This is a genomic window from Kitasatospora sp. NPDC056783 (genome assembly GCF_042789895.1).
GTDB lineage: Bacteria > Actinomycetota > Actinomycetes > Streptomycetales > Streptomycetaceae > Kitasatospora.
This window is the reverse complement of the sequence record NZ_JBHUAF010000337.1, coordinates 1-9657: the sequence shown is the minus strand read 5'-3', so window position 1 is coordinate 9657 and position 9657 is coordinate 1. Positions and strand designations below refer to the sequence as shown.

General features: G+C 75.6%; 12 protein-coding genes and 1 pseudogene. 10 read left to right on the top strand and 3 right to left on the bottom strand.

Translation table 11 applies throughout. From position 1 onward, the window contains the following. From ACFRMQ_RS32345 to ACFRMQ_RS32325, 5 genes are all read left to right on the top strand, one after another. Positions 1-283: NAD(P)H-hydrate dehydratase (locus ACFRMQ_RS32345; RefSeq protein WP_380734292.1), on the top strand; the 283-nt coding region annotated here is incomplete at its 5' end. Between the two features lie 158 nt (positions 284-441). Then, a complete protein-coding gene (gene alr, locus ACFRMQ_RS32340) occupies positions 442-1641 on the top strand; it encodes an alanine racemase (RefSeq protein ID WP_380734291.1) in 1200 nt (399 codons plus the stop codon). Next, complete coding sequence (locus ACFRMQ_RS32335; RefSeq protein ID WP_380734290.1) at positions 1638-2867, top strand: alpha/beta fold hydrolase; 1230 nt, start codon at positions 1638-1640, stop codon at positions 2865-2867. The genes alr and ACFRMQ_RS32335 overlap by 4 nt, the downstream gene beginning before the upstream one ends. A 94-nt stretch (positions 2868-2961) precedes the next feature. Then, a complete protein-coding gene (gene tsaE, locus ACFRMQ_RS32330) occupies positions 2962-3459 on the top strand; it encodes a tRNA (adenosine(37)-N6)-threonylcarbamoyltransferase complex ATPase subunit type 1 TsaE (protein ID WP_380734289.1) in 498 nt (165 codons plus the stop codon). Between the two features lie 189 nt (positions 3460-3648). After that, positions 3649-3843 (top strand): hypothetical protein, encoded by a 195-nt coding sequence (locus ACFRMQ_RS32325; protein WP_380734288.1) that lies wholly within the window; start codon positions 3649-3651, stop codon positions 3841-3843. Positions 3844-3882: 39 nt separating this feature from the next. On the opposite strand, the gene ACFRMQ_RS32320 is transcribed toward ACFRMQ_RS32325, so the two are convergent. Beyond that, positions 3883-4449: a hypothetical protein gene (locus ACFRMQ_RS32320; RefSeq protein ID WP_380734287.1), complete on the bottom strand. Its 567-nt coding sequence runs from the start codon at positions 4447-4449 to the stop codon at positions 3883-3885. A 154-nt stretch (positions 4450-4603) separates the two neighbouring features. Here ACFRMQ_RS32320 and tsaB point away from each other — a divergent pair, with 154 nt between their 5' ends. The 5 genes from tsaB (at position 4604) to ACFRMQ_RS32295 (ending at position 8132) form a co-directional block, all read left to right on the top strand. Then, positions 4604-5260: a tRNA (adenosine(37)-N6)-threonylcarbamoyltransferase complex dimerization subunit type 1 TsaB gene (gene tsaB / locus ACFRMQ_RS32315; protein WP_380734286.1), complete on the top strand. Its 657-nt coding sequence runs from the start codon at positions 4604-4606 to the stop codon at positions 5258-5260. A gap of 23 nt (positions 5261-5283) precedes the next feature. Continuing rightward, a complete protein-coding gene (gene rimI / locus ACFRMQ_RS32310) occupies positions 5284-5772 on the top strand; it encodes a ribosomal protein S18-alanine N-acetyltransferase (RefSeq protein WP_380734293.1) in 489 nt (162 codons plus the stop codon). Then, the gene (tsaD, locus tag ACFRMQ_RS32305; protein ID WP_380734285.1) at positions 5765-6871 is read left to right on the top strand and encodes a tRNA (adenosine(37)-N6)-threonylcarbamoyltransferase complex transferase subunit TsaD; all 1107 of its coding nucleotides are present in this window, start codon (positions 5765-5767) and stop codon (positions 6869-6871) included. The genes rimI and tsaD overlap by 8 nt, the downstream gene beginning before the upstream one ends. Next, positions 6868-7128 carry a hypothetical protein gene (locus ACFRMQ_RS32300; RefSeq protein ID WP_380734284.1) on the top strand — a complete coding sequence of 87 codons (261 nt, stop codon included), beginning with the start codon at positions 6868-6870 and terminating at the stop codon, positions 7126-7128. Before tsaD ends, ACFRMQ_RS32300 begins: the two co-directional genes overlap by 4 nt. A gap of 80 nt (positions 7129-7208) precedes the next feature. After that, positions 7209-8132: a polysaccharide deacetylase family protein gene (locus tag ACFRMQ_RS32295; protein ID WP_380734283.1), complete on the top strand. Its 924-nt coding sequence runs from the start codon at positions 7209-7211 to the stop codon at positions 8130-8132. A 1-nt stretch (position 8133) separates the two neighbouring features. Here the strand turns inward: ACFRMQ_RS32295 and ACFRMQ_RS32290 are convergent, their stop codons facing one another. Both ACFRMQ_RS32290 and ACFRMQ_RS32285 read right to left on the bottom strand, forming a co-directional pair. Then, positions 8134-9300, bottom strand: a complete 1167-nt coding sequence (locus tag ACFRMQ_RS32290; protein WP_380734282.1) for an SAM-dependent methyltransferase — start codon at positions 9298-9300, stop codon at positions 8134-8136. Between the two features lie 49 nt (positions 9301-9349). Continuing rightward, positions 9350-9657: pseudogene (locus ACFRMQ_RS32285) on the bottom strand (hypothetical protein); the annotation flags it as partial.

Sequence of the window (9657 nt, the reverse complement as noted above, 5' to 3'; positions counted from 1 at the left end):
GCTCAAGGGCTCCACCACGGTGGTCGCCGATCCGGGCGGCGCCGTCCGGGTGAACCCCACCGGCACCTCCTGGCTGGCCACCGCCGGCAGCGGTGACGTGCTGGCCGGGCTGGCCGGCTCCCTCCTGGCGGCGGGCCTGGCGCCGCTGGACGCCGCCTCGGCGGCCGCCTACCTGCACGGCCTGGCCGGCCGGGAGGCGGCGGGCGCGCCGGGGGCGCCGGTGACGGCGCTCGCGGTGGCGGGGGCGCTGCCGGCGGTGTGGCGGGCGGTCCGGGCGGGGTAGCGCGGACGCGGCTCCGGACCGGCGGAACCGTGGCCTCCGGTCGGCGCGTCCTGTACGGGGTGGAAGAGCGGTCCGCCGCACGCCGGCGCGCCGTACCGGGCCGCCGCGCCGAAGGGCCGTTCGGCGAGGACTCCGGGACGTCTGGGAGACTGACCCTGATGACAACTGCGAACACGACCGGCACGGCCACCCTCACCGACGGCGTACGGGCCGAGGCGACCATCGATCTCGCCGCCCTGCGAGGCAACCTCGCGGCGGTGCGCGACCGCGTCGGCAGAGCGGCGGTGATGCTCGCGGTCAAGGCGGACGCCTACGGCCACGGCGCGGTCGAGTGCGCCCGGGAGGCGGTCGCGAACGGCTTCGGCTGGCTCGGCTGCGCGACCCCGGACGAGGCGCTGGCACTGCGGGCCGCGGGCATCCGCCCGGAGCACGCCCGCATCCTGTGCTGGCTGTGGACGCCGGGCGGGCCCTGGCGCGAGGCGCTGCGCGCCGACCTGGACATCTCGGTCAGCGGCCAGTGGGCGCTGGACGAACTGCTGCCGGCCGTCCGCGAGACCGGCATCCCGGCCCGGGTGCACCTGAAGGCCGACACCGGCCTCGGCCGCAACGGCTGCCAGCCGCACGACTGGCCGCGGCTGGTGGCCGCCGCCCGGCGCGCCGAGGCCGAGGGGCTGCTGACGGTCGTCGGCGTCTGGTCGCACTTCGCCGCGGCGGACGAGCCCGGCCACCCGTCGATCCGGGCCCAGCTGGACTCCTACCGCGCCGCGCTGGCCGCGGCCGAGGCGGCCGGGCTGCGCCCCGAGGTCCGCCACCTGGCGAACTCGCCGGCCGCGCTGCTGCTGCCCGAGTCGCACTTCGACCTGGTGCGCACCGGCCTGGCCGCGTACGGGCTGTCGCCGGTGCCCGAGGTGGGTTCGCCGGCCGACTTCGGGCTGCGCCCGGTGATGTCGCTGACGGCGCGGCTGGCCCTGGTCAAGCACGTCCCCGGCGGGCACGGGGTCAGCTACGGCCACCACTACACGACGCCGGGCGCGACCACCCTGGGCCTGGTCCCGGTCGGCTACGGCGACGGCATCCCCCGGCACGCCAGCGGCACCGGCCCGGTGCAGATCGACGGCAAGTGGCGCACGGTGGCCGGCCGGGTCGCGATGGACCAGTTCGTGGTGGACCTCGGCGGCGACACCCCGGCGATCGGCGACGAGGTGCTGCTGTTCGGCACCGGCGAGCGCGGCGAGCCCACCGCGGAGGACTGGGCCCGCGCCTGTGGCACCATCTCGTACGAGATCATCACCCGGATCGGCGCCCGGGTGCCCCGCCGCCACCTGGGCGGCAGCCACACCGAGGGCCCGTCGGCATGACCGACGCCCCGGCCCGGCGCGATCCGGTGGCGGCGGTGGCCAGGGCCGCCGGTGCCGCGACCGGCGTCAGCCGGGCGGGTCTGATCGGGATCTCGGTCGGCGTGCTGGCGGCCGGGGCGGCCGCGGGCGTGGCGGTGGAGCGGCTGACCGTCGGCCGGGCGATGCGCCGCCGGGCCCGGGCCGAGCTGGACGCGAACGCCCCGTACGGCTCGCTGCGCGGACGCCCGAGGACGGTGGCCGCGCCGGACGGCACCGAGCTGTACGTGGAACTGGACGGCACCGGCTGGGACGAGCCCGACGGCGACGGCCCCGAGCCGCTGACCGTGGTGTTCTGCCACGGCTACTGCCTCAACCAGGACAGCTGGCACTTCCAGCGGGCCGCGCTGCGCGAGGGGCTGCGGCTGGTCTTCTGGGACCAGCGCAGCCACGGCCGCTCCGAGCGCTCCCGCTCGTACCTGGCGGGCGAGCCGGCCGGCATCGACCAGCTGGGCGGCGACCTCAAGGCGGTCATCGACGCCGTCGCCCCGACCGGGCCGCTGGTGCTGGTGGGCCACTCGATGGGCGGCATGGCGCTGATGGCGCTGGCCGACCAGCACCCGGAGCTGTTCCGCGAGAGGGTCGCCGGAGTGGCGCTGATCGGCACCCTCGCCGGGGACTGGAACGAGGTCAGCCTCGGGCTGCCGAAGGCCGGCGCGAAGCTCTTCAAGAAGGTCGCGCCCGGGATGATGAAGCTGCTGGGCCGCCAGGTCGACCTGGTGGAGGCGACCAGGCGGCTGGGCTCGGACGTGACGGCGGTCTTCTACCGGCGCTTCTCCTTCGGCGGCCGGGACGTCGACCCCGGCGTGGTGCGCTTCGCCGAGCAGCTGCTGGACGCCACCCCGATCGACGTGGTCGCCGAGTTCTACCCGGTGTTCGGCGTGCACGAGAAGTACGAGGCGCTGGCCGCCCTGCGCGGTCTGCCCGTCCTGGTCACGGCCGGGACGAAGGACCTGCTGACGCCCTCGGTGCACAGCGAGGCGATGGCCGCGCGGCTGCCGGGCGCCGAGCTGGTCCTGGTCGAGGGGGCCGGGCACCTGCTGATGCTGGAGTGCCCGGAGCTGGTCGACCACGAGCTGGCCCGGCTGCTGCGCCGGGCCGTCGGCTTCGCCGGGGCGGCGGCGCTGCCCGGGGCGGTCCTCGACCTGGCCCGGGAGCGGGCCGCGGAAACCGTCGTCGACCCGGCGTGAGGCCCGCCCGCGCCGGGGCACGTCGATGTGGCACGGTAGCGGGTGGCGGCCGGTGGTCGGTGCGCCGGTACGGATCGAAGGGCTAGACACGCGCATGGGCTCGCACGCCACTCTCACCGTCCCCACGCCGGAGCGGATGGGCCGGCTCGGCCGGGAGCTGGCCGCGTTGCTGCGGCCGGGGGACCTGGTGCTGCTCTCCGGCGAGCTGGGGGCGGGGAAGACCACGCTGACCAGGGGCCTGGGGGAGGGGCTGGGGGTCCGCGGGGCGGTGACCTCGCCGACCTTCGTGATCGCCCGGGTGCACCCGTCCCTGGTCGGCGGCCCGGCCCTGGTGCACGTGGACGCGTACCGGCTGGGCGGGGACCTGGACGAGATGGAGGACCTCGACCTGGACGTCTCGCTGCCCGAGTCGGTGGTCGTGGTCGAGTGGGGCGAGGGCAAGGTCGAGCGGCTGTCCGAGGACCGTCTGGAGGTCCGGATCGAGCGGGCCATCGGCGACACCGCGGACGGGGACGACCAGGACCCGCGCCGGGTGGTGCTGACCGGCATCGGCCCGCGCTGGGCGGACGTGGCGCTGGCGGACCTCGGCTAGGCCCTGGCCGGTCGATCCCGCCGGGCCGGGATCGACCGGACAGGACCTGCCCCGGCGGCCGCCGACCCCGTGACGGCGCGGCATCGTGCCGACGTCTTGCCGACAGCTTGTCGGCAAGGTGTTGCGGGTGGGGTGCCGGGCGTGGTGGGATGGGTGCTGCGGTTAGGTCTGCCTAACTAGGGAGGCGCCATGTCGAGCCCCACCCCCGCCCCGCAGCGCGCGGTCCGCGCCGCCGGGGCCGGAGAGTCCGCCCGCCGCGCTCCGGGAGAGCCGATGCGGGCGCTGCTGGCCGCCTGCGCGGCCGCCGAGGCGGTCTCCACCCCGCCCGAACCGGAGCCCAGGCAGGACGAACGGCCCGAGGCCAGGACGCCCCGGGCCGCGTAACGGGGCGGCCCGCCCGGCCGCCGTCGGCCCCTTCCGGGATCAGGCGACCACGACCACCTTGGTCTCCTTCGGCGCGAAGTCCCACAGCAGCTGCCCCTCGGCACGGCCGCTCCGGATGCCGCCGGTCTTGGCGGTCGGGTCGGTGGTCGGCGTCGCGCCGTCCACCGCCGCGCTGAAGCCGAACACCACGCCGTTCTGCTGCGCGAAGCGGACCACGTGCTCGATCTGCTTGCCGTCCGTGCCGGTGGTGGTCTGGGTGCGGCTGTACACCGCGTAGCTGCCCGGGGTGGGCTCGACCGAGCCCGGAGTGACCGAGAAGGCGGCCGCGACCTGCGGGTTCTTCTTCGGGTCGACCAGCCAGACGTAGTGGCTGCCGACCGAGTAGACCACCCGGGTGCCGGTGCCCGAGGTGGCCGGAAGCGGCGGGACGGTCGGGGTGGCCGAGGCGCTCGGCGCCGCGGCGGTGGCCGTACCGGTCTCCGTGGTGGTGGCGGTGGGCCTGATGCCGCCCGCCCGGTCCTGGGCGCCGTTGGCCTGGAAGGCCAGCAGGCTGACCATCGCCAGGGCCCCCAGGGTCAACCCCGTGACCACCACTCCAGGACCCATCTTCGCCACGTTGCCGCTCCCGCCGCCGTCCCTTTACGTACGGCCCCATCGTGCCAGGTTCATCCGTGCGGGTCGCAGTGCCTCGGATGTGTGTTCCCGGGTGGTACACCTTGCCGATCGGCCGGACGGCCCAACGTCGGTCTAACCTTGACCCGTGCTGCTGCTCGCGTTCGACACCGCTACCCCCGCCGTCACCGCCGCCGTCCACGACGGCACGGCCGTCCTCGCCGAGACCCACCAGGTCGACGCCAGGCGTCACGGCGAACTGCTGCTGCCCGCGATCGACGGGGTCCTGCGGGCCGCCGGCGTGGACAAGCACCGGCTGACCGGCATCGCGGTCGGCGTCGGCCCCGGCCCGTACACCGGCCTGCGGGTCGGCCTGGTGACCGCCGCCGCGCTCGGCCACGCCCTCGGGCTGCCGGTGCACGGCGTCTGCACCCTGGACGCGATCGCCCACCAGGCCCGAGCCGAGGGCCTGGACGACCGCCCGTTCACCGTCGCCACCGACGCGCGCCGCAAGGAGGTCTACTGGGCCTCGTACGACGCCGAGGGCCGCCGCACCGAGGGACCGGGCGTGGACCGCCCGGCCGAGCTGACCCCGCGGGAGAGCGCCGTCGGCGCCGGCGCGCTGCTCTACCCCGACGCCTTCCCCGGCGCGCACGGCCCCGAGCACGTCTCGGCCGGCGCCCTGGCCGGCTTCGCCGCCGCCGAGCTGACCGCCGGGCGTGAGCTGCTGCCGAACCAGCCGCTGTACCTGCGCCGCCCGGACGCCCAGGTCCCCGCCGGCTACAAGGCGGTGCTCCCGGCGTGAACCACGGCACCACCCTGCGCCCGATGCGCTGGTGGGACATCGCGCCGGTGCTGGAGCTGGAGCTTCGGCTCTTCCCCGAGGACGCCTGGTCCGCCGGGATGTTCTGGTCCGAACTGGCCGAGGCCCACCCCGGCGGCACCCGCCACTACACCGTCGCCACCGCCGCGGACGGCACGATCGTCGGCTACGCCGGGCTGATGGCCGTCGCCGGCGAGGGCGACGTCCAGACCATCGCCGTCGACGAGCGCCACCAGGGCGCCGGCCTCGGCGCGGCGCTGCTCACCGACCTGATCCGGGAGGCCGCCCGGCGCGAATGCGCCGAGCTGCTGCTGGAGGTGCGGGTGGACAACCCGCGCGCCCAGCGGCTGTACGAGCGCCACGGCTTCGAACCGGTGGGCATCCGGCGCGGCTACTACCAGCCCGCCAACGTCGACGCGCTGGTGATGCGCCTCGACCACCCGAGCACTGACAGCACTGACCCGAAGGACATTGAGGACACCCGCCATGGCTGACGAACCGCTCGTCCTCGGCATCGAGACCTCCTGCGACGAGACCGGCGTCGGCATCGTGCGCGGCACGACCCTGCTGGCCGACGCGGTCGCCTCCAGCGTCAACGACCACGCCCGCTTCGGCGGCGTCGTCCCGGAGATCGCCAGCCGCGCGCACCTGGAGGCGATGGTCCCGACGATCCAGCGCGCCCTGGACACCGCCGGCGTCAAGGCGAGCGACCTGGACGGCATCGCCGTCACGGCCGGCCCCGGCCTGGCCGGCGCGCTGCTGGTCGGCGTCAGCGCCGCGAAGGCGTACGCCTGGGCGCTGGACAAGCCGCTGTACGGGGTCAACCACCTCGCCTCGCACATCTGCGTCGACCAGCTGGAGCACGGCCGGCTGCCCTCGCCGACGATGGCCCTGCTGGTCTCCGGCGGGCACTCCTCGCTGCTGCTCAGCGAGGACATCACCAGGGACGTCCGCCCGCTCGGCGCGACCATCGACGACGCGGCCGGCGAGGCCTTCGACAAGGTCGCCCGGGTGCTCGGCCTGGGCTTCCCCGGAGGCCCGATCGTCGACCGGACGGCCCGCGAGGGCGACCCGAAGGCGATCGCCTTCCCGCGCGGCCTCACCGGCAAGAACGACCCCGAGTACGACTTCTCCTTCTCCGGCCTGAAGACGGCCGTCGCCCGCTGGGTGGAGGCCAAGCGCCGGGCCGGCGAGGAGGTGCCGATCGCCGACGTGGCGGCGTCCTTCCAGGAGGCCGTCACCGATGTGCTCACCCGCAAGGCCGTCAAGGCGTGCAAGGACAGCGGCGTCGACCACCTGATGATCGGCGGCGGCGTGGCGGCCAACTCGCGGCTGCGCGAGATGGCCCAGCAGCGCTGCGACCGGGCCGGCATCCGGCTGCGGGTGCCCCGGCCGGGCCTGTGCACCGACAACGGCGCCATGGTCGCGGCGCTCGGCGCCGAGATGGTGTGGCGCGACCGCGCGCCGTCCTCCCTCGACCTGTCGGCGGACTCCTCGCTGCCGGTGACCGACGTCCACGTGCCCGCCGCGGACATCGGCCACGGGGACTTCCACAGCCACGCCTACGACGCCCTCGGCGGTGGCGCGGCATGACCGTCGCCGCCATGTGGGAGGCCCGGGCGGCGGCCGGCCGGGGAGCCGAACTCGCCGTCTGGGCCCGGGAGTCGGCGCTGCCCGCGCTCCGCGGCTCGGCCGGGCTGGAGCGCCTCGAACTGCTCTCCGCGCCCGGCGAGAGGGTGCTGCTGATCACCTGGTGGAGCGGTGAGCCGGTGCCCGTCGCCGACCCGCCGGCCGAGCTGCTCGGCCGCCCGGCGCACCGCTGGTCCTTCACCAGCGAGCACGTCGAGTAACCCGAACGAGGGAACCGCGGCCCCGGCCGTTACCGTGCATAGCTGAGAGAAGGCTGGACGGGAACCGGGAGCGCACTGCGGTGATCAGGGACGGGCGGAGCAGGACCAGGACGTACGCGGCGGGGGTGCTGGCCCTGCTGGCCCTCGCCACCGGATGCGGCGACAACGGGGGCGGCGGCAGCGCCCCGGCCGCCCAGGGCACCGGCACCGCCCCGGCCGCGCCCCGGCCCGCCGGCGGGACGCCGGCCACCGCCGCCCCGGCCACCGCCGCCCCGACCACCGCGGCGCCGGCGGGCGCGGACGCGGCGGCCTGGGCCAAGTGGAACCTCACCCCGCTCGCCCCCGCCCCGGCGCCGCCCGCCGACAAGCCCGTCAAGCTCGAACGGACCGGCGCCGTACCGGTGTTCAGCGACGTGAAGACGAGCGACAAGGTCGTCTTCATCACCATCGACGACGGGGCCGAGAAGGACCCGAAGTTCGTCGAGATGCTGACCGACCTCAAGGTGCCGATCTCGATGTTCCTGACCCGGGACATCGTCAAGAACGACTACGCCTACTTCAAGCCGCTCCAGGCGCTCGGCAACCACGTCCAGAACCACACCGTGGACCACCCGGTGATGAGCAAGATCCCGGCCGAGAAGCAGAAGTCCGAGATCTGCGACGCCCAGTCCGCGCTCACCCAGCAGTACGGCGCCGCCCCGCTGCTGTTCCGCCCGCCCTTCGGCGACGGCGCCAACACCGCGACGCTCAACACCTCGGTGCAGCAGTGCGGCCCGCGCGCCATCGTGCTGTGGCGCGAGTCGATGCAGATACACGACATGCAGTACCAGGCGGGGGACAAGAAGCTGAAGCCCGGCGACATCATCCTGGCGCACTTCCGCGGCCCCTCGGAGCTCAAGGGCGCCACGATGACCCAGATGTTCGGCGACCTGCTGGCCCGAATACAGGAGCAGGGCTTCTCGGTGGCCCGCCTGGAGGACTACATCCAGGCGCCCGCCTCCTGACTCAGACCGGCTGCCCCAGCATCATCAGCGGGCCGTGGTCGGTGCGGCTGAGGATCACCGTGACGCTGTTCGGCCCGGACGGCTTGAGCTGGCGGCGCAGCTCCTCCGGGGTGATCGCCATCCCGCGCTTCTTGATCACCACCGTGCCGACCGCCCGCTCGCGCAGCAGCGCCTTCAGCTTCTTGATGTTGAACGGCAGCACGTCGGTGAGCTCGAAGGCGTGCGCGTACGGGGTGGCGACCAGCTCGTCCGCGGTCAGGTAGGCGATCTTCGGGTCGATCAGCCGCCCGCCCACCTGCTCGGCCACCTCGGCCACCAGATGGGCCCGGATCACCGCGCCGTCCGGCTCGTACAGGTAGCGCCCGACCGGGCCGGCGGGCGGGTCGGGCAGGTCGCCGCCGGTCAGGCTGGCGCCCTGCGGCAGCAGGGTGGCGCGGTGCGGGCCGGCGGCCCCGGTGCCGAACCAGAGCACCGCCTCCTTGACGTCGCCGTGGTCGGAGACCCACTCGGCCTCGGCGTCCTCGGGGACGGCCTCGTGCGGGATGCCCGGGGCGACCTTCAGCGCGCCGATCGGGGTCCGCCGGCCGGCCTCGACCGCCCACGAGAGCGGCGGGGCGTACGCCTCGGGGTCGAACACCCGGCCGCGCGAGGTGCGCCGGGCCGGGTCGGTGAACACCGCGTCGTAGCCGGTGACGTCCACCTCGGCGACGTCCGCGCAGCGCACCTCGACCAGTTCGGCCAGGCCCAGCGCGGCGGCGTTCGCGGCGGTGGCGGCGCAGGCCGCCGGGTCCTTGTCGACGGCCAGCACCCGGATGCCCGCCCGGGCCAGCGCCAGCACGTCCCCGCCGATGCCGCAGCACAGGTCCGCCAGTCGTCGCACGCCCAGGGCGGCGAAGCGCCGCGCCCGCCACTCGGCCACGCTCCGCCGGGTGGACTGCTCGACGCCGTTGGGGGTGAAGTACATCAGGTCGGCGTCGGCCCCGAACTTCGCCCGCGCCCGCTGCCGCAGCCGTGCCTGCCCGAACGCCGCCGACACCAGCTCCGCGGGGTGCTCCCGCCGCAGCCGGGTCGCCAGTGCCAGTTCCTCCTCGGGGGTGAACTCGCGCAACTCGGCGAGCAGGGCCTGGCCCTCGGGCGTCAGCAGCGGCTGGAGGTTCTCGGTGTCCACGGGGCCATTCTCGCCGGTCGGCGGGCTCGCGAGCGCACCGTCCGGCCGATCACCGGAGGGCGCCGGAGGAGAGCAGCGCGGGCAGCACGAACGGGGCGACCGCGGCGGCGACCGGGAGGAGCCGGTAGCCGGACCGGACGCTGAGGACGGCCGTCACGACGCTCGCCGCGAGGGCGATCACCGGGGCGGCCAGGAACGCGACGGCCAGGGTGGCCCAGGCGCTGCCGTCCCCGTCGTCGCCGCCCGCGCAGCCCGCGGCGACCGCGGCGAGGGCGCCGCGGGGTCCGGCGGCGTCCGGGCGCGCCGCCCCCCCCCCGGGCGCGGGCGGGCGGGCGCGCGCCGCGGGCGTGGGCCGGG

Coding starts and splice junctions, on each gene's coding strand:
- tsaD (WP_380734285.1), top strand. CDS start 5,765: ATGGCTGACGAACCGCTCGTCCTCGGCATCGAGACCTCCTGCGACGAG.
- alr (WP_380734291.1), top strand. CDS start 442: ATGACAACTGCGAACACGACCGGCACGGCCACCCTCACCGACGGCGTA.
- rimI (WP_380734293.1), top strand. CDS start 5,284: ATGCGCTGGTGGGACATCGCGCCGGTGCTGGAGCTGGAGCTTCGGCTC.
- tsaE (WP_380734289.1), top strand. CDS start 2,962: ATGGGCTCGCACGCCACTCTCACCGTCCCCACGCCGGAGCGGATGGGC.
- ACFRMQ_RS32300 (WP_380734284.1), top strand. CDS start 6,868: ATGACCGTCGCCGCCATGTGGGAGGCCCGGGCGGCGGCCGGCCGGGGA.
- ACFRMQ_RS32325 (WP_380734288.1), top strand. CDS start 3,649: ATGTCGAGCCCCACCCCCGCCCCGCAGCGCGCGGTCCGCGCCGCCGGG.
- ACFRMQ_RS32335 (WP_380734290.1), top strand. CDS start 1,638: ATGACCGACGCCCCGGCCCGGCGCGATCCGGTGGCGGCGGTGGCCAGG.
- ACFRMQ_RS32320 (WP_380734287.1), bottom strand. CDS start 4,449: ATGGGTCCTGGAGTGGTGGTCACGGGGTTGACCCTGGGGGCCCTGGCG.